This window comes from Levilinea saccharolytica, assembly GCF_001306035.1.
Classification (GTDB): Bacteria; Chloroflexota; Anaerolineae; order Anaerolineales; family Anaerolineaceae; genus Levilinea; species Levilinea saccharolytica.
Map to the genome: position 1 here is coordinate 128,199 of NZ_LGCM01000019.1, position 18,227 is coordinate 146,425.

Here is an 18,227-nt window from a genome sequence, read left to right on the forward strand (position 1 = left end):
CTAGGCGGGCTTCTCCGCCCGGAAAAGGATGCCGTCTTGTTTGCACACCGCTTGAATGGTCTTGCGCCCCGACTGCGCGGCGGTGGTGATCCCGCCCCACGATTCGGCCCACTGCCCGGTGACATACAGACCCTGCACGCCCTGGACGGCGTAGCGGGGCGAGCCTTGCATCAGCGCCCGGATCATGTTGGCCGAGGGTTTGCGGGCCTGCATGGCGCCCATCCAGTTGCCGGTGTAGCGCTCACGGGTCAGGGGGGTGGACACATCGATCACCTCCACCCGTTGGGCAAAGCCCGGCAGGTACCGGTCGATGGCGGCGATGACCTCATCAGCGCAGCGCCGCTTTTCTTCCTCGTAGGCCTGCGGGTCGGCCGCCGTGCGCTTCCACCAACCGTATTCTGAATCCAGAAAGACGGTGACGGCGCTGTGCCCCTGCGGCGCGGCCTCGCTGTCATAGTATTTATTGTGCATTGTGATTCGCGGGTGTTCGCGACCCGCCGCGCTGAACGGCTGGCTGAGGATGTAGGTCATGGGGCCGTTGATGCCGGAAAGGTCCATCGCTGCGCCCAGGTTGACCTGTACGGGCTGATCGGATAAATCTTCCGGCTGAAGATAGCCTTCCAGGTCCTTTTCGCTGACCCCAGGGAGCAGCCCCTGCGTGAAGCGCCCGTCTGCCGCCGAGATGACCCGCTCTGCAAGGAGTTGTTCGCCATCGGCCAACACCACGCCTTGCACCGCGCCGTTGGTGATGAGCAGTTTTTCCACTTTTGCGCGGTAACGCGTGGTGCCGCCCAACTCATGAAAGCGCCTCTCGATGGCGTGGGCAAACGACAGCCAGCCGCGCAAAGGGATCCCTGCCATCCCGCGGTGCGCGTAGGCCAGCGGCAGCAGAACGGTGAGGATGGGCACATCCAGGCCGCCGAAATGCACCAGGTTGTTAAACACTGTAGCCAGATGCGGGTCGCGGATCTTGCGGTTAAACTGACGGATGCTCAGCGTGCCGTATTTGAGCAGCACGGGCAGGTGGGCGATGGACGCGAGAAAGGTGCGGAAGCCTTCTTTCACGGCTTCAAAGCCGCGCGCATCGGAAAAGGGGATGTCCAAATCCAACACATTTCGCAGCGCCCCAGTGAATTCATGAATGACGGCCGCCTCTGTTGGGAAGTGCTCCAGCAAGTGCGCTTCCAGACGGTCAATGTTGGCGAAGATCGTGATGATGCGGCCGTCTGTCAGGCGGATATGCCCAAAGTTTTCGCCGTAATGCAGGGGACAGTATTGGGCCACCCCGATCTCCTCCCAAAGCCGGTAAATCGGGCTGCCTGGCGCAGAGCCCGCCAGTCCGGCGACGGAGCCGTCAAACAAGTAGTTTTTGCGCCGCCAGGAGGTGCACAGGCCGCCCGGGGTATCTTCCATCTCCAGGATGGTGGTCTCATATCCGTTCATCTGCGCGTAACATCCGGCCGTCAATCCGGCCGTGCCGCCGCCGATAATGATCATCTTGCGGTTCATAGGGTTCTCCTGCATGGGTGAATGCGTGCGGATGTGGGGACAGCGGTATTCGCTTGAGGCTGCATCATTTTATTAGATTTATCAGAAATTTGTCCACCGCGGAGGCGTATGAATCTCGCCGAATCGCTCGGTGAAGCCCGATTCCCAGGGCTGGCGCGGGCAAGCGGCATTTTGTGGGCGTCACCCCTTTTTCATAGATTAAATTAACACAAAATGAGAATTTACCCCTTGACTCTGGTAATAATTGCTGATATAGTTGTTGACGTAGTGTGCGGTGCTGTTCTTGTTCGAGGTTGGCTAGCTGGCGGCTCTCTGCGCATGTGGGAGAGCTGTTTTTTGTTGAGCCGCTCCGGCAGACGTAACACCCCTACAATATCGTATCAGTTTCAGTTATAAGGAGTTGTAAGAAATGGCAGAACGGATCGTCGGAACGGTCAAATGGTTCAACAGCAGCAAGGGCTTTGGCTTCATCGCTCAGCCCAATGGCGGCGCGGATGTGTTTGTTCACTTTTCCGCCATCAGCATGGACGGCTACCGCACTTTGGAAGAAGGGCAGCAGGTTGAGTTCACGATCGAGCAGGGCCCCAAAGGCCTGCAGGCCGCGAACGTGACCCCTGTTCGCTAAACTAAAAAAACGAACCCGGCCCCACCCTGGTGGGGCCGGTGATTTTTATCCGCCTGTCTATGAGGGGACAAAACACACCGCACTTTTTTTGACAATTTTTCAGGTGTGTGCTAGAATTTCTTCCGTTGGACTTATTTGTGGGTTTGTTGGGTGTTCTATCGTTTAGATGAATCGTTTCAATCCCCGGCTGTTGGTTGCTTTGGGGATTTTTTTATAAAAAAGAGGTTTTGCAAGTATGAATAAAAAGACAATTCGCATTGTACCCCTGGGTGGACTGGGGGAAGTTGGTAAAAATATGATGGTGTACGAATATGAGGGCGAGATCCTGATTGTGGATGCCGGCCTGATGTTCCCTGACAGCGATATGCTGGGGGTAGATTACATCATCCCAGATTTTGATTATGTGCTCAGCCGCCGCGATCAGGTGCGCGGGATCGTCATCACCCACGGCCATGAGGATCACATCGGCGCACTGCACCATGTGCTGGCCGAGGTTCAGGCCCCCATCTACGCCACGCCCCTCACCCGCGGGCTGTTGGAAGTGAAGCTGGCGCGCAACGGCGCCCTGGCCAAAGCCGATTTGCACACGGTGCAGGCGGGCGAAACCGCCCAGATCGGCCCCTTCCAGGTGGAATTCTTCCATGTGTGCCATTCCATCCCCGACAGCATCGGCCTGGGCATTCAGACCCCGGCGGGGTTGGTGGTACACACCGGCGACTACAAATTCGATCACACGCCGGTGGATAACTGGCCGACCGATTTTGCCAAGCTGGCCGAATTTTCACAGCGCGGCGTGCTGGCCCTGCTGGCCGATTCCACCAATGCGGAACGGGCGGGTTGGACTCCCTCGGAACGGGTGGTGGATGCGGCTCTGGATCAGGTCTTCCGCGAGGCTCAGGGGCGCATTATCCTGGCTTCTTTCGCTTCGCTGGTGTCGCGCATGCAGCAGGTGGCCAATGCCGCCCAGCGCTACGGGCGCAAGATGTGCTTTGTGGGCACCAGCATGGTGGATAACGCCAAAATGGCCCGCAAATTGGGCTATTTGGATATCCCCGATAACCTGCTGGTGACCATTGACCAGGCCCTCAACCTGCCGGAAAAGCAGGTGGTGATCATGTGCACCGGGTCGCAGGGTGAGCCTTCCAGCATTTTGGGGCGGCTTTCCACCGGGCGTTACCGCCAGTTTGACATTCAATCCGGCGACACGGTGGTGCTGTCTTCACACCCCATCCCGGGCAACGAAGAGAACGTGTACCGCACGATTAACCGCCTGTTCCAACGCGGCGCAAACGTGCTCTACGAAGGCATCGCCGCGGTGCATGTTTCGGGGCATGCCAGTCAGGAAGAAATGAAACTGATGATCAACCTGGTGCGCCCCAAGTTCTTCGTCCCCATCCACGGCGAGCTGCGCCAACTGAAGCAGCACGCGCTTTTGGGAACCCAGCTGGGTATCCCCACTGAGAACATCCGCGTGGTGGAAAATGGGCAGGTGATTGAGCTGAGCGAAGCCGGCTTGCGCCTGGCCGAGCGCGTCCCGGGCGGCTATGTGTTTGTGGACGGGTCGGGCGTGGGGGATGTGACCCCCGCGTTGATGCGCGAGCGCGAATCCCTGGCCAACGACGGCGTCATGTTCGTCCATCTGGTGCTGGATGCGCGTTCCGGCCGGCTTTTGGACGCGCCGGAGATCGTCACCCGCGGGTTCATGCTCAACGCCGATCTGGAAGACCTGCTGGAACAGGCCCGTCAGCGCGTGGAACAGGCGGTTGATTCGGCCAACGGCAGCCTGGAAAAAGACGTTGAAAAAGCCGTGCGCACCTTCTTCTACAATGAACTGCAGCGGGCGCCCATGATCTTTGTGAGCGCCAGCCGCGTGTAGGCAGGGGCGGTTCACCCATCAAAACCACGGGTACGAAGATGGCTTCGTGCCCGTGTTGTGTTTTAACCCATAAGGAGGCGGGGTATGAACGGCGCAAGCCTGGAAGAGGTGCTGTCTTTTGCGGCAGATACGAATTCTGAGGCGTTCATCAACCACTACGATGAGCTTCCCCTGTGGTCCGCGCCCTTTGGGGCGGCCTTGCTGGAGCGGGTGCGCATGCACCCCGGGGCGCGGGTGTTGGATGTGGGCTGCGGTACGGGCTTCCCGCTGCTTGAGCTGGCCCAGCGCCTGGGGCCAGACTGCCGGGCGGTGGGGTTAGACCCATGGGGGGTTGCCCTGACGCGGGCGCAGACTAAGGCCCGCCGCTGGGGGGTGGGACAGGCTGCTTTCGTGCGGGGCTGCGCCGAAGATATGCCCCTGCCTGCCGGGGTTTTTGATGTGGTGGTCTCCAACCTGGGGGTCAACAACTTCGCCGATCCGGCGGCTGCGGCGGCGGAATGTTACCGGGTGACGGCCCCGCGCGGGCAGTTTGTGCTGTCCAGCAATTTGCGCGGGCACATGGCCGAATTTTACGCGGTGTTCGCCGCCTGCCTGCGCGATCTCGGCCTGAGCGAAGCGCTGGGCGCCTTGGAGGCGCATGTGGCCCATCGGGCCACGCCCGACCGGCTGCGTACGCTCTTGGAGGGGGTTGGCTACCGTGAGATTGGGGTAACGGAGGGCAGCTTCACCATGCGCTTCAGCGGCGGGCGCGCGCTGCTGCGGCATTATTTCATTCAGCTAGGCTTTTTGGACGCGTGGAAGGCGGTGGTGCCCACGATGCACACGGCGCGCGTATTCGCCGAGGTGGAGCGGCGCCTGGAGCAGATGGGCGAATTGACCCTGACCATCCCCTGGGCGGTGGTGGAAGGCGTTAAAGCGGCCTAAAAGGCATTTTCGGCCCAGCCCTCTTCGCCGCGCAGGGGCACAAAGGCCACCGGCAGCACGGCTTCGTGTTCCAGGCCGGAGGGGGTTTTCTCCCAGCGTTCCAGGGTCTGCGCATGGCGCGGGCCGACGGGCAGCACCAGCCGCCCCCCCAGGGCCAGCTGCTCTAAAAGCTGCGCGGGCACCTGCGGCGCACCCGCTGTCACCAGGACGGCGTCATAGGGGGCATAAGCGGGCAGACCGATGGAGCCGTCGCCTTCGATGACGCGCACGTTCGTCAATCCCAGCCGCTGCAGGCGGGCGGCGGCTTCCTGCGCCAGGGCAGAGATGCGCTCCACGGTGTACACCTGACGGGCCAGCAGGGCCAGCACGGCTGCCTGATACCCCGAGCCGGTGCCGATCTCCAGCACGGTTTCGTCCCCTTCCAGGCTCAAAAGCTGGGTCATCAGGGCCACGATGTAGGGTTGAGAGATGGTTTGACCGTGTCCAATGGGCAGCGGGCCGTCGGCATAGGCCTGTGCGCGGTGTTCGGGGGAGACAAATTCATGGCGGGGGGTGCGGCGCAGCGCGTCACATACGCGCGCACTGCGGATGCCGCGGCGCTGAATTTGCTCGCGCAGCATCTCTTCGCGCTGGGGGGCAAAGGGGTCATCCACGCGGCTCACCCTTCGGACGGTGCAGCTGGGCCAGACGGCGCGAGATCTGCCGGTCAATTTTGCCCATGGGGAAAGCAGCCAGTTCGTCCACCGTCACCCAGCGGATCTGGCTGGCCTCCAGGGCCGTCGGTTCCCCGGCGCGCAGGCGGCAGAAGAAGGCGTGCAGGGTCACGCGGAAATGGGTGTAGGCGTGTTCAAACACCCCCAGTTCTTCCCCCACTTCAATCTCGGCGGCCAGTTCTTCGCGGATTTCGCGCCGCAGCCCTTCCGGCAGGCTTTCGCCGGGCTCCAGTTTGCCGCCGGGGAATTCCCACATGCCGCCCAGCAGGCCCTGGGGTGGGCGCTGGGCGATGAGCACCTGGGAATCGCGGCGCAGCACGGCGGCGGTGACGGTGAGGTGGGGCACGGCACTGCGCGCCGACAGCACAGGGCGCTGTTCCTGCACGCCCAGTTGGCGGGCGCGGCACAGGCTGGTCAGCGGGCACACCAGGCAGGCCGGGGAACGCGGGGTGCAGATGCTGGAGCCTAAATCCATCAGCGCCTGATTAAAATCACCCGCCTCGTCGGGGGGCAGCACCTGGCGGGCTAGTTCCCACAGGCGGGCTTCTCCGGCGGGCGAACGGGCCGGCAGGGCAACATCAAACAGGCGCGCCAGCACGCGGCGGATATTGCCGTCCAGGGCGGCCTCGTCCTGGCCAAAAGCCATCGAGGCGATGGCCCCGGCGGTGTAGCGCCCGATGCCGGGCAGTTTTTCCAGGGCGGCGCGCTCGGTCGGCAGCTGCCCACCGTAGTGGGATGCGATCAGCTGGGCGGCGCGGTGCAGGTTGCGGGCGCGGCTGTAATAGCCCAGCCCCTCCCACAGGCGCAGTACCTCATCTAACGGGGCTTCCGCCAGCGCGGCGACGCTGGGAAAGCGCGCCATCCAGCGCTGAAAGTAGGGGATGACCGTTTCCACGCGGGTTTGCTGCAGCATGATTTCCGACACCCACACAGCGTAGGGGTCAGGGCTGCCGCGCCAGGGAAGCTGGCGGGCGTTTTGGCGGTACCAGCTCAACAGCAGCTGGGCGATGGTCTCAGACATGGGGAAAATTAAAATTGGAAGCCGCCGCGGGCTTCGACCAGCTTGTGTTCGTAGTTGTCCACATAATCCAGGAGCTGGTTGTGCAGGCTCTGCCATTCGGGCGATTTGAGCATGCGGCGCGCGGCGGGCGCGGAGGGCAAAACAGCGCCGACCTGAATTTGGGATTGGTCCCCATACACGGTGGCCCAGGCGTCGCTCAGCTCAAAACCCAGGCGCTGAACGCCGGGCAAAAACTCACGCACCACGAACTCAAAATATTCTTGTTCGCGCTCGTGGGTGATATCCCAGGTCATGATGAGTTTAACCGCCACAAGCCCTCCTGGTTAAAGCGGGTGTTCCAAAACGATGACGCGGGTTTGCTCAGACAGCGAGTTGGGGGTCACCTTGAGCGAGGTCAAATTTTCAACCTCCACCAGGCCCATTTCTTTGAGGAATTTGCTCAGCGGGTCCAGTTGCAGCATGGTGTTGGGGGTGGCGAAATACATGGGGATGACGATGCGCGCATCCAGCAGGCTGATGACCTCTGCCGCGCGGGCTGCGTTCAGTCCATCGCCGCCGCCCACCGGCGCCAAGGCCACATGCACCGGCCCCAGGGCTTCCACTTCGGATTGACTGGGGACGCGGTTGATCAGCCCCAGATGGACGACATTTACCCCTTCGTAGCTGAATACATACAGGGTGTTGCGCGGCTCTTCGGGGTGGCTTTTGGTGTGACCGTTGGTGGCCACACCGGTGATGAACACGCCGCCAATCTCATATTCGCCCGGGCCTTGAATGACATACGGCGCACCCTGCACACTGGTGAGTGTGTTGTGGGCGGGGTGGGCGCGGCTGACGGTGACGACGTCGGCTTTCAGATTGAGGGGCGGGTAACCCACCACAGCCGGATCGTAAGGATCGGTTACAATGGTTGCCAGGCCGCGCTGGCTGAGTTGAAAACAGGTGTGTCCGTACCAGGAAATTTCCATGTGATTTTGACTCCGACGGTATGATTATACTTGAAAACTGCCGGGCCGGTGAAGACGGCGGGTGAGCGCTTGACAGAAACCAATAATTAGACTAACATCTAACCGAAAAATAAGGTAGGGGTATGATGACTGCAATCCAATGGCTGAACAGCAGCGCGTTTGACTTTTTTATCAGCATCTTTGTTCTGTATCACCCCGATCGGTTTGGGCTGAGGATGTCGTGGGCGGCGGGGGCGCGTTCGCGCATCCCCGTGGAGCAGCGCGAATTTTTGGATCTGGCGCAGCAGTTTCTGCCCGTGCCCCTCACCTGGCTGTACCGGCTGAACCCCCTGCCCCAAAACGCCGCGCAGGCCCTGGCGGCTCTGGCGGAAATCCCCCCCGAAGAAGGCCTGGCGGCCTGGATGGTGGACGGCTCTACCCCTGAGAAAGTGCGCGAGGCCCTGGCCGCGGCCGCTCGCCAACACGGGCACAGCGAGGTGCAGCGCGCCGTTTTGCGCAGCGGCCTGTTGAAATATGCCGCCAAGCCCAGCGCCAAAGCCATGCAGCTCTATTACGAGGCGGCGGCGGAGCCGGGCGCATTTGCCGAGCGTTTCCGGACGGCCATGCAGACCTATTACCAGGTATTTTTCAGCGAAGAAGAAGAGCGTATTCAGCCCTTGCTCACCGAGGCTTTACGTTCCGCGCAGCAGCAGTCCGCGGGCAAAACCGTTGATGCGGTGGTGGAGGAACTCTCCCGCGGGGTTCAGGTCGGCGACCTGGAACGCCTGCAGCGCGTGGCGGTTGCGGCCTCCTATTGGACCAGTCCCCTGGTGTTCTACACCTATCCTCTGCCCGACACCCTGCTGTTGGTCTTTGGCTGCCGCCAGGAAGGTCAGCCGCTCATTCCCGGCGGGCTGGTGCCGGAGACGCTTATTCGCACCTTCAAGGCCCTGGGCGACCCTACTCGCCTGCGCATTCTGCGCCTATTAAGCCAATCACCCCACACCCCCACCCAGCTCTCTCGCGTGCTGCGCCTGCGCCCGCCCACGGTGGTGCACCACCTGACCGAATTGCGCGTATGCGGGCTGGTGCATGTGCTCATCCAGCCGGGGGTAGAACGCCTGTATGCACTGCGCCCCGAAGGGTTAGATCTGGTGCAGCGCGGGCTGCACGATTATCTCAACGATCCCTTCGAGGAAACATAGCCCTATGGGTCAAACCACATCTGCTTTCTTGCGCACCTATGCCGAGAAGCTGCATCAATTCAGCCCCAATGCGCGCTGGTATCTGGCCAGCGTGGTCATCACCGGCGCGTCGATGGGGGTGTTCCGCTTACTGTTCAACTTTTATGTGCTCTCACAGGGGTATGACGAGACCCTGCTGGGCAATCTGATCACCGCCAGCAGCCTGACTGCCCTGGTGGTGGCCTTGCCGATGGGTTATCTGGCCGACCGGTTGGGGCGCAAACGCTCGCTGATTTTGGGCGCGGCGGCCGTCAGCCTGGCGGTGTGGGTGATGGTGCTGCTGCCTTCGGCGGGCATGTTTGTGGCCATGAACGTGCTCTTGGGCCTGGGGCAAAGCCTTTCAGGGGTCAGCATGGGGCCGTTTTTGATGGAAAACAGCGGGGATGCAGAGCGCACCTACCTGTTCAGCTTCAGCTCCGGCTTTCAGACGGCTTCGGCCTTTGTGGGCAACTGGATCGGCGGCTATCTGCCCACCTGGATCGGGGCGGCGATCGGCGTTTCACCCATGGCCACCCTGGCCTACGGCGGGGCGCTGATGGTGATCGCCAGCGTGGCGGCTTTGGGGATTGTGCCGCTGTTGGCCCTGCGCACTCCCAAATTAAGCGCCAGTCAGCGCTCGGCCTTTGCGCCGCTGACCTATTTTGGCAGCCACGCGGGCATCTTGAGCAAGCTGGTGCTGCCCATGCTGGTCACTTCCATCGGCGCCGGGCTGATCATGCCCTTTATGAATGTGTTCTTCCGCACCGTGCACCACCAGCCCGATCCAGTCATCGGCTCCATGTTTGCCTGGGGCTCGCTGGCCATGGGCGTGGGTTTGCTGATCGCGCCGCCCCTGGCCGACCGCTTTGGCAAAATTCAACTGGTGGTGGTCACCCAGGCGCTCTCGATCCCCTTTTTGGCCTTGCTGGGCTTTGCCCCCTGGTTCGGGCTGAGCGCCCTGGCTTATTACTTCCGGCTGGCGCTGATGAACATGAGCGGGCCGGTCTACCAGACCTTTGTGATGGAGCACGTGGATGCCGAAGGCCGCGCCACGGTGGCTAGCCTGGTGAGCATGGCCAGTAATTTCGGCTGGGCAATCAGCCCCACGGTGAGCGGCTGGATGCAGGTGCGCTACGGCTTTGACCCGGCTTTTGCGGGCACCATTCTGCTCTACACCTTGTCTGTGGCCCTGTATTGGTGGTTCTTCTGGAAATCGCCCCGAAAAATGTCACTTCCGGCGCGGAGGCGCATCTAAATCAGTGATTGCGTAAGTCTTCACAGACTCATAGGATCTTAGACGATTTGAGGTGACGATATGGAAATGGTGATTGATTTTCCGGGCGGCGCGCGGGTGGATGCCCATTTTGACCCCTACACTGTAAAAACGGACCAGCCCCCCTCCGGCGGCGGCGAAGGTTCGGCACCGACCCCCTTTGCGGTGTTCCTGTCCTCCATCGGCACCTGCGCCGGCATTTATGTGCTGGGCTTTTGCCGCCAGCGCGGGCTGTCCACCGACGGAATCCGCATCATCCAGCGCATGCACAGCGACCCCATGACGCATTTGATCGGCCAGATTGACCTGGAAATTCAGGTGCCGCCCAGCTTCCCGCAGCAGTATTACGAAGCCCTGGTGCGCTCGGCTAATCTGTGCGCGGTGAAGCGCCACCTGGAAAACCCGCCGCATTTCAACGTGTACACGCAAGTGACCGCCTGAGGCGGACGGACTTCAACCGAAAGGCAAGGGCTGCTGGAAAGTGCGGGCAGCCCTTGTTTTTTTAGCTGCGCCTTGCCGGGGGATGGGTTTGGGGCTATACTGGGGGAGATCCCACCCCACTTCTCAGGTTTTCCCATGCCCAACCTCGAAATTCACTTACGCCCTTTTACCGCGCAAGATCAGATTCCGGTGCGCGCGCTGATTCTGGCCGGGCTGGAAGAACACTGGGGGCAATTGGACCCGCGTTTCAACCAGGATCTGGAAGACATCGCCCAAAACTACGCCGCGGGTCATTTTTTGGTGGCCTGGGCTGGCGAGGAACGGGTGGGCTGCGGCGCGCTTCTCCCTGAAGGTTCTGGGGTGGGGCGCATTGTGCGCATGTCGGTGGCGGCCCCCTGGCGGCGGCGGGGGATTGCCGCGCGCATTTTGGAAGAATTGCTGGCTGAGGCGCGGCGGCGCGGCTGGCGGCGGATTGTGCTGGAGACTACCGAAACCTGGGCGGACGCGGTGGGCTTTTACGAGCGCCAGGGGTTCATCACCACCCATTTTGCCGACGGCGACCGTCATTTTCAACTGGATTTGGATTAGAGGTACCCATGGATGATTTCACCCAACCCCCTGCGGAAGAGAACGGCGCTGCGCAAGAAGGCGTGCTGAAATTCCCCTGCGAGTTTCCGCTGAAAATTATCGGCGACCACAGCCTGGAGGATGATTTTGAGGCGTTTGTGCTGCCCATTGTGGTGCGGCACGTGCCCTACCTGGATCAGGGACAGGTGACGCGCCGCCTGAGCAGCGGAGGTAAGTATCTGGCGGTGACGGTGACCTTTATCGCCGAATCGCGCCTGCAGCTGGACGATTTGTACCGCGAGCTGAGCAGTCACAAACGGGTGCGTATGCTCTTGTAACTTATTTCATCGGGGAGGGTGGGTCTATGCAGCCGTCATTGAACTTGGAGGGGTGGGTTCCGCAGGCGCTGGGTACGTTTGAGGTGCCGGGGGCGTCTTTTGCCGTGGTGAAAGATGACCGCATCCTGTGGGAGGGTGGGTTTGGCGTGCGCCAGATGGGCCGCCCCGAACCTGTGGATGAACACAGTTTATACGCCATCGCTTCGATCTCAAAATCCACCGTGCCGCTGTGCCTGGGCATGCTGGTGGACGAGGGCTGCCTGGGCTGGGACGACCGTGTGACGGATCACTTGCCCTATTTTCGCCTGTACGATCCGTTTGCCTGGCAGGAGATGCGCGTGCGCGATCTGCTGACGCACGTCAGCGGCCTGCCGGAAGTCAGCGGCGGGACGATCTGGTACGGGTCGGATTTCAGCCGTGAAGAGGTGGTGCGGCGGCTGCGCTTTTTAAAGCCCAGCGCCGGTTTTCGCACCCAATACGCTTATCAGAATGTGATGTACGTAGCCGCGGGTGAAATTATTCGGGCGGTGAGCGGGGAAAGCTGGGATGATTTTCTGGCGCGGCGGGTGCTGGCGCCTTTGGGCATGCAGCGCACCTGCACGCGCCTGCCGGATCTGCTGCGCAGTGACAACGTGGCCCAGCCGCACGCCTCCATCCGCGGCACAGTGCAGGCGGTGCCTTACCGCAATCATGACAACTGCGGCCCGGCGGCTTCGGTGAACACCAGCGCCCACGACCTGGCCCAATACGCGCGCCTGTTCCTGAACGGCGGGGAATTCGCGGGGCAGCGCCTGCTGCGGGCCGAGACCCTGGCTGAATTGTGGACGCCGCACACCCTCATGCCGGGCAACGGCGACCCGCAGCCCTTTGTGCAGCACCTCAGCGGGCCGGATACCTACGCCCTGGGCTGGCGTTTGCAGACCTACCGCGGGCGCAGGCTGGTGCACCATTCCGGCGGGGTGGATGGGATGCGTTCCTTGCTGACCCTGGTGCCTGAGGAAAATCTGGGGATTGTGGCGCTGTCCAATCAGGAAGCGCGCGGGGTGGTGCGCGGGGTGACCTGCGCGGTGTTAGATGCCTTTTTCGGCGCCGCCGGAGAGGTGGATTGGGCGCAGGTCTTTGCCGATGAGCGGCGCGAATCCGCGGCCCGCGCGGCCCAGGCCCAGCAGGAACGGCTGAGCGCGCGCGTGACGGGCACTCGGCCCAGCCTGGCGCTGGAGGCCTACGCCGGAAAATACCGCGACCGTATGGTGGAGGACATCCCCGTGACGCTGGAGGACGGCCGTCTGGTGCTGCGCTTCAGCCATACCCCGGCCTTCACCGCGGATCTGGAGCACTGGCATTACGACACGTTCCTGCTGCGCTGGCGCGACCCCTATATTCCCGATGGGCTGGCGACCTTTGCGCTTAATTCGCGCGGCAAACCCGCGGCCATTCACCTGGATCAGCCCAATTTACTGGATGTGGATTTTCGCGAGCTGGAGATTGTGCGCGCGGAGGGGTGATCTGGCGCGGGGCACAAACCCAAACCAAAAAAAACAGCCGCCTCAGACGAGGCGGCTGCGCGTTTCAGGACTTGACCTGATTGGGGCGGGTGGGCAGGGCCGGCAGGCCCAGTTTCTTGCGCAGTTCGCGGATGCGGCGCTGGAGGTAGGGGGAGAAATAGCCCGCGTAGCGGGTTTGCAGGTCCAGGCGCATCCAATCATCGCCGGTGACGTGCTTGCGGCAGTTGGGCGCGCCGCAGCCGCATTCAAATTCATCCACGGGGCTGCCGTCGGCCATGGCGTAGTCAAAGCACACTTCTTCATCCACCGCGATCTCGCGCATGGCTACCAGACCAATTTGTCCCGTCAGGCCGGCGTTGGGGTTGCAGGAGTGGTTGAAGAAATCCGCGGTTTCCCCTTCGACCAGCGACCACTGGTAGAAGCCCTCTTCCACCTGCATGCCGTAATGGCGTTCTTCGGGCGGCAGGTTGGCGATTTGCTCGGCGGAGCGGATTTCACCGCCCCAGATGGCCAACAGTTCTCCAGCCGCGATGGGCTGAAGGGCGAACAGGCCGTAGCCGCCTTTATGGGGCACGGGACGTTTCTCCAGCTTGGGAGAGGTATACGAAAAAGTCGGTTGATGCGGCATTCTTTCCTCAAAAGGCAAGATAAAAAACCAATGTCCCCGATTGTACCGCAGGCGGGGGCTGGCGGCAAAGGTCAATTTTGGCTTTCACCGGCTTCAGGGGACGGGGCGAGCGAGGGATCGGCGGGGGCCGCAGCAGCCAGCGGGGGCAGCACCTTGACCCGCCGCTCCTGCCCAGGGGTGCCCACCTTGCGCGCCACGCCGGGCGAAAGTTTGCGGGTGGATACCAGGCTGTAGCCCTGACGTTCATACAGGCGGCGGGCCGAGCCGTTGTCTAAATCCACGTTCAGCGAGCAGCGCCGCAGCCCGGCTTTGCGGGCCAGAACCTCGGCATGATCCAGCAGGGCCTGGCCGATGCCCCGCCGCCGGAAATTGAGCGATACAGCCAGATGGGCGATGTAAAATTCATCGCTGGCGGTTTCCTGCCCGGTGAAGGCCAGCGGCCACCCCAGCCACAACATGCGCAGCAGTTCGCGCACGGAGTAAACCTGACGAAACTGGCGCACCAACGGCGCGGAAAGGGCCTCCATGGCCGCGCCGGGGAAACACAACAGCAAACCGGCCACTTGCCCCTCTTCTTCATACAGGGTGGTCAGGCGGTAGCTGAAGCGTCCGTCTGGGTAGGCGAACAGGCGCGTGAGGTTGGCCTGGGCGCGGAAGGCGTTGCCTGCGCCGAACATTTTATTGCCAAACTCGCCCATACTGCTCAACAGCAGACCCCCGCCGTCGGCAGCGTCTTCAGGGGTGGCAGTGCGCAGAATGCCCATAGAAAACCCTCCTGGTGAATCGAACCGATGGGTTAATTATCCCGAAAAATGAGTGAGGTGGGGATGTTTTGGGGGGTGAATTCAGCGCAGGCGGCGGGCTGCCAGGCTGACGATCCATTGGGCTTCGGGCACACGCAGCAGCAGCAGCACGGCAAAATACACGCCCGCGCCCACGGCCACCCCGCCCAGGGCCGTCACCACGAGGGGCGCCCCGGCGGTGAGCGTCAGCCAGAGGGCCAGCGTCAGCCCCATGCCCAGCGCGGCCAGACCCGCCTGGGCCGCTGCGCGCCAGGAGCGCGCCCCATCCAGCCCTTCCAGGCGGCGGCGCATGAGCACCAACAGACCGGCGGCTTCCAGGGCGGTGGCCAGCGAGTTGGCCAGGGCCAGACCGCCGTGCGGCATCCAGCCCAGGCGCGAGAACAGCAGCGAAAACAGCAGGCTGAAGATCAGGTTGAAAACCATCGCCAGGCTGGTCAGCAGGGTGGGGGTGCGCGTGTCTTGCAGGGCGAAGAAAGCGCGGGTGACGATTTCCACCAGGGAATGCCCCACCAATCCCAGGCCGTAAAAGAGCAGCGCCCAGGCCACCAGTTCGGTGGAAGCGGCCGTGAAGGCCCCGCGCTGGTAAATCAGGGCCACAATGGGGCGACGCAGCAGCACCAGACCCAGGCTGGCGGGGACGGCTAACAGCAGCACCCCGCGCAAAATGGCGGCCAGGGCAGCGCGCATTTCGGCGCGCTGCCCGGTGGCGGCCTGGGCCGAGAAGGTGGGCAGGGCAGCGATGGCTACGGATTGGGCGATGGCCGCCTGCGGCATGATCATCAGCGGGAAGGCCAGGCTGATGCCCGTCAGGCTGCCCGCGGGCTGCAGGGAGGCCAGGGTGGTGTTGAGCAGGAAGTTGAGCTGCACCACCGCCACGCTGACCAGGCGGGGACCCATCAGGCGGAAGACCTGCCCAACCAGGGGCATGCCGCGCCCCAGGGTAAGGGTGTAGCGCGCCTGGGGCAGGCCGGGTAGGGCGGGAAGCTGCACCAGCAGGTGCAGCAGCGACCCAATCACCACACCCCAGGCCATGCCGGTAATGCCCATGCGGGGCGCCAGAAGCACGGCCCCCAGAATCCACCCGACCTGATACAGGGCGGGGGCCAGGGCGGGCAGCAAAAAGCGGCGGTGGGCGTTGAGGATGCCCATCACCAGACCCGACAGGCCGAAGATGACCGCGGAGGGCAGCTGCATGCGCAGCAGGGTGACGGTGAGGGCTTCGGTTTCTGGGCTGATGGAGGCGAAGCCGGGGGCCAGCAGGTAGCGTACGATCTGGGGGGCAAAGACGGCCGAAAGTGCCGCTGCCGCACTCATCAAGATCACCAACAGGTTGGCGATGCCCGAAGCCAGTTTCCAGGCGCTGGAACGCTCCTCATGGGCCAGCAGGCCGGTGAAGGTGGGGATGAAGGCCGAGCCTAAGGCCCCGCCCGCCATGAGGTTAAAGATGATTTCGGAGAAGCGGTTGGCGGCAAAAAAAGCCTCGTTCTCTGGGCCGGTGCCAAAGGTGGAGCCGACCAGAGATTTGGCGGCCAGACCCACGATCTGCCCCACGACCATCGCCACCGCGATCACGCTGGCGGAGCGGGCAATTTGTCGGGCAACGGAAGTTGTGGGCGAGGTTGGGGAGGGCATATAGGCCTGATTATACGCGAAAAGTGCCCGGTGCGGGCTTTTCGGGCCGGGGAGCGCGCTGCAGAACGTCCTTTTTGCGGGTTTTTAGGGGGATGGGGCAGCGTGAGCTTTGTCCGCGCAATCAGGAGGATTGCCACTAGAAGCGGTTTTCGCTTATGATTAAGATGGTTGAAATGTTAAGGCAGGGAATCGCACAGCTTCCTTTCTTCCGAGATTTAACCGGAGATCAGCTGGCCCGCATTCAACCCTTACTCACCGAAGAACGGTTTCACGCCGGACAGGTGGTGTTTGATCAGGGACATGCGGCCAGCCGTCTGTACATTTTGGTGGAAGGACAGGTGGTGATCCGCTATAAACCGTATGATGGGCCGCCGCTGGATGTGACCCATGTGCCGCCGGGGGGCGTGTTTGGATGGTCGGCTGCTTTGCAGCGCCAAAATTACACATCGGCGGCCGTGGCAGAAACGGACAGCACGGCCTACTGCCTGAGCACAGACGCTCTGCAAAGCCTGTGCTGTCAGGATCCGCAGGCGGGGGCGGTGCTGTTGGAGCATTTGGCCACGGTGATTGCGGAGCGCCTGCGTGCCACGCACGCGCAAATCCTGGGCCTGCTGACGCAGGGCCTGGACGCCAACGGAGATTGTGGAAAGGGTGAGACGCCATGAGTGATAAACTGCCTGAATTTTCGGCTCGCGAGCAGTTGACGGGGCTGATCGAGCAATTAGACGCCTATATTGGGCACTACCACGGGGGAACGGTGGAGCTGGTGGATTTTGACGGCAAGGTGGTGAAAGTGCATTTGGGCGGGGCGTGTGAGGACTGCCCGCTTTCGCCCACCACGCTGCACGGCTGGGTGGAAGGCACCATTCGCCAGTTCTTCCCCGACATTGAGCGCGTCGAAGAAGCCTGAGCCGGAAGGTTTTCGCTGGAGGACGCGGAAAAAGGTAGGGGGATTACTCGACGAACACTTCCACGTGTTCGCCGTCTTCGTCGTCGTACACATCGGCCACCAGACCGGTGGCGCCGGATTGGATGAATTGCTGAAGAGCGTCCATATCCAGGCCCTGCACTTCGGGTGAGAAGCGCGCGCCCATTTTCATGCCTGCGCTGACCACGCTGATGGGCAGGCGGATATTGACGCGCACCTTGCCGGTGTCGGTATCGGTGATGCGCACGCGCAGCCAGCGCGCAGCTCCGCGCGCGGCGGGGGGCGGCGCGGCGGGGGGCAGCGGCCCAGGGCGCGCGGGGGCGGTGACCGTCTCCAGGGTTTCCAGGAGCTTGATGCCCTCTTCTGGGGTCAGTTTGCCTTCCTGAATCATGGTCAAAATCTTGAGCCGTTCCTCAACACTGGCCATTGCGCCTCCTATTTGAGATGCTGCTCAACCAAAGACAGCCGGCCGCACGATCGGGCTAAGACTTCACCCCGCTGTTGCGGCGCTCCCATTCGGCCACAGCCGTTTTCACCAGCTTGCGCGCCAGGGGATCGGTGATGGTATCCACGCCCAGGAATTTCTGGGCGCCCACCCACACCACCACGCCCTCGCGCGGGTCATCCATTAGCCGCACCGCGGGCGTGCCTTCGGGGGCTTTTTCCAGAATTTCCTGCAAAATCTCGTCAATTTGTCCGGCGATGCTGGCGGGGGCGGCTTTCACCTCCGGCTCGGCGGGCTTCTTGGCGGGCATCAGCCCCTTAAGCGGGTTGAGCGACAGGCTGGGTTTGGCGGGTTCGGCCGCAGCAGGGGCAGCAGAGGCAGCGGGGGCCGCGGGCAGCGGGGCAGGCATGGGGGCGGCGGGCGGCGCGGAAGCGGGCGCGGGGGCAGTGGGCGCGGGGGCACCCAACCAGCGCAGCCATTCACCGGCCAGGGCGGTCATAAACTGGCGGTCTTCCAGGCGCAGGCTTTGAGCCGAGTCGCACGGCTGGCCGTGCAGCTCCACCTCTAAGCCGTACTCCGCATCCACCCACAGGCGCACCCCGCGCGGCGCAGCCGCATTCGCGGCGGGGCTGGGGGCGGCTGGCTCCACCGCAGGCTGTCCGGCGGTGGGCTGGGTGTTTGGGGCGGAGGCGGCCGAGCGCACGGGGGGCGAGTCGCTGGGGGTGGGGTTTCTGCGTTCGTTCCAGAACATCACCACGGCGGCCCCGCCGATGAAACCCACGGTGACAAACAAAAAGGCGAGCAGGAGTTCGCTGAGTAAAGAGGACAT

General features: G+C 62.7%; 21 protein-coding genes. 11 read left to right on the forward strand and 10 right to left on the reverse strand.

The annotated features are described in order from the left end of the window. Positions 1-1,509: a phytoene desaturase family protein gene (locus ADN01_RS04875; protein ID WP_062419932.1), complete on the reverse strand. Its 1,509-nt coding sequence runs from the start codon at positions 1,507-1,509 to the stop codon at positions 1-3. Between the two features lie 409 nt (positions 1,510-1,918). Here ADN01_RS04875 and ADN01_RS04880 point away from each other — a divergent pair, with 409 nt between their 5' ends. The 3 genes from ADN01_RS04880 (at position 1,919) to ADN01_RS04890 (ending at position 4,934) form a co-directional block, all read left to right on the forward strand. Further along, positions 1,919-2,134, forward strand: a complete 216-nt coding sequence (locus tag ADN01_RS04880; RefSeq protein ID WP_062419931.1) for a cold-shock protein — start codon at positions 1,919-1,921, stop codon at positions 2,132-2,134. 235 nt (positions 2,135-2,369) lie between these two features. Then, complete coding sequence (locus ADN01_RS04885; RefSeq protein WP_062419930.1) at positions 2,370-4,010, forward strand: ribonuclease J; 1,641 nt, start codon at positions 2,370-2,372, stop codon at positions 4,008-4,010. 84 nt (positions 4,011-4,094) lie between these two features. Beyond that, positions 4,095-4,934, forward strand: a complete 840-nt coding sequence (locus ADN01_RS04890; protein WP_062419929.1) for a class I SAM-dependent methyltransferase — start codon at positions 4,095-4,097, stop codon at positions 4,932-4,934. Here the strand turns inward: ADN01_RS04890 and ADN01_RS04895 are convergent. Genes ADN01_RS04895 through ADN01_RS04910 form a run of 4 tightly spaced genes read right to left on the reverse strand, consistent with a single transcriptional unit; the run spans position 4,931 to position 7,636 of the window. Further along, positions 4,931-5,587, reverse strand: coding sequence for a protein-L-isoaspartate(D-aspartate) O-methyltransferase (locus tag ADN01_RS04895; protein WP_236690970.1), 657 nt, complete (start codon positions 5,585-5,587; stop codon positions 4,931-4,933). The genes ADN01_RS04890 and ADN01_RS04895 overlap by 4 nt on opposite strands. Further along, positions 5,580-6,668 (reverse strand): A/G-specific adenine glycosylase, encoded by a 1,089-nt coding sequence (gene mutY, locus ADN01_RS04900; protein ID WP_113918807.1) that lies wholly within the window; start codon positions 6,666-6,668, stop codon positions 5,580-5,582. Before mutY ends, ADN01_RS04895 begins: the two co-directional genes overlap by 8 nt. An 8-nt stretch (positions 6,669-6,676) precedes the next feature. After that, positions 6,677-6,979 (reverse strand): hypothetical protein, encoded by a 303-nt coding sequence (locus ADN01_RS04905; protein ID WP_062419928.1) that lies wholly within the window; start codon positions 6,977-6,979, stop codon positions 6,677-6,679. Positions 6,980-6,991: 12 nt separating this feature from the next. Continuing rightward, positions 6,992-7,636 carry an MBL fold metallo-hydrolase gene (locus ADN01_RS04910; protein ID WP_062419927.1) on the reverse strand — a complete coding sequence of 215 codons (645 nt, stop codon included), beginning with the start codon at positions 7,634-7,636 and terminating at the stop codon, positions 6,992-6,994. Between the two features lie 122 nt (positions 7,637-7,758). Here ADN01_RS04910 and ADN01_RS04915 point away from each other — a divergent pair, with 122 nt between their 5' ends. The 6 genes from ADN01_RS04915 to ADN01_RS04940 all read left to right on the forward strand — a co-directional run bounded on the left by ADN01_RS04915 (position 7,759) and on the right by ADN01_RS04940 (position 12,962). Further along, the gene (locus ADN01_RS04915; protein WP_062419926.1) at positions 7,759-8,820 is read left to right on the forward strand and encodes an ArsR/SmtB family transcription factor; all 1,062 of its coding nucleotides are present in this window, start codon (positions 7,759-7,761) and stop codon (positions 8,818-8,820) included. A gap of 4 nt (positions 8,821-8,824) precedes the next feature. Beyond that, on the forward strand, positions 8,825-10,093 hold the full coding sequence (locus tag ADN01_RS04920) for an MFS transporter (RefSeq protein ID WP_062419925.1): 1,269 nt from the start codon (positions 8,825-8,827) through the stop codon (positions 10,091-10,093). Positions 10,094-10,153: 60 nt separating this feature from the next. After that, a complete protein-coding gene (locus ADN01_RS04925) occupies positions 10,154-10,552 on the forward strand; it encodes an OsmC family protein (protein ID WP_062419924.1) in 399 nt (132 codons plus the stop codon). A gap of 135 nt (positions 10,553-10,687) precedes the next feature. Beyond that, positions 10,688-11,140: a GNAT family N-acetyltransferase gene (locus tag ADN01_RS04930; protein ID WP_062419923.1), complete on the forward strand. Its 453-nt coding sequence runs from the start codon at positions 10,688-10,690 to the stop codon at positions 11,138-11,140. Positions 11,141-11,148: 8 nt separating this feature from the next. Then, the gene (locus tag ADN01_RS04935) at positions 11,149-11,457 is read left to right on the forward strand and encodes a YbeD family protein (protein WP_062419922.1); all 309 of its coding nucleotides are present in this window, start codon (positions 11,149-11,151) and stop codon (positions 11,455-11,457) included. A 26-nt stretch (positions 11,458-11,483) separates the two neighbouring features. Then, positions 11,484-12,962: a serine hydrolase gene (locus ADN01_RS04940; protein ID WP_062419921.1), complete on the forward strand. Its 1,479-nt coding sequence runs from the start codon at positions 11,484-11,486 to the stop codon at positions 12,960-12,962. Between the two features lie 64 nt (positions 12,963-13,026). Here ADN01_RS04940 and ADN01_RS04945 read toward each other — a convergent pair whose 3' ends face one another. The 3 genes from ADN01_RS04945 to murJ form a co-directional block, all read right to left on the reverse strand. After that, the gene (locus ADN01_RS04945) at positions 13,027-13,590 is read right to left on the reverse strand and encodes an SET domain-containing protein (protein WP_062419978.1); all 564 of its coding nucleotides are present in this window, start codon (positions 13,588-13,590) and stop codon (positions 13,027-13,029) included. Between the two features lie 71 nt (positions 13,591-13,661). After that, positions 13,662-14,354, reverse strand: a complete 693-nt coding sequence (locus tag ADN01_RS04950; RefSeq protein ID WP_062419920.1) for a GNAT family N-acetyltransferase — start codon at positions 14,352-14,354, stop codon at positions 13,662-13,664. Positions 14,355-14,435: 81 nt separating this feature from the next. Further along, positions 14,436-16,025, reverse strand: coding sequence for a murein biosynthesis integral membrane protein MurJ (murJ, locus tag ADN01_RS04955; protein ID WP_075070968.1), 1,590 nt, complete (start codon positions 16,023-16,025; stop codon positions 14,436-14,438). A gap of 155 nt (positions 16,026-16,180) precedes the next feature. Here murJ and ADN01_RS04960 point away from each other — a divergent pair, with 155 nt between their 5' ends. Both ADN01_RS04960 and ADN01_RS04965 read left to right on the forward strand, forming a co-directional pair. Next, positions 16,181-16,690, forward strand: a complete 510-nt coding sequence (locus ADN01_RS04960) for a Crp/Fnr family transcriptional regulator (RefSeq protein ID WP_062419918.1) — start codon at positions 16,181-16,183, stop codon at positions 16,688-16,690. Beyond that, positions 16,687-16,935: a NifU family protein gene (locus ADN01_RS04965; RefSeq protein WP_062419917.1), complete on the forward strand. Its 249-nt coding sequence runs from the start codon at positions 16,687-16,689 to the stop codon at positions 16,933-16,935. Before ADN01_RS04960 ends, ADN01_RS04965 begins: the two co-directional genes overlap by 4 nt. Positions 16,936-16,978: 43 nt before the next feature. Here ADN01_RS04965 and ADN01_RS04970 read toward each other — a convergent pair whose 3' ends face one another. Further along, positions 16,979-17,380: an SHOCT-like domain-containing protein gene (locus ADN01_RS04970; RefSeq protein ID WP_062419916.1), complete on the reverse strand. Its 402-nt coding sequence runs from the start codon at positions 17,378-17,380 to the stop codon at positions 16,979-16,981. Positions 17,381-17,435: 55 nt separating this feature from the next. Then, positions 17,436-18,227 (reverse strand): hypothetical protein, encoded by a 792-nt coding sequence (locus ADN01_RS19790; protein WP_075070969.1) that lies wholly within the window; start codon positions 18,225-18,227, stop codon positions 17,436-17,438.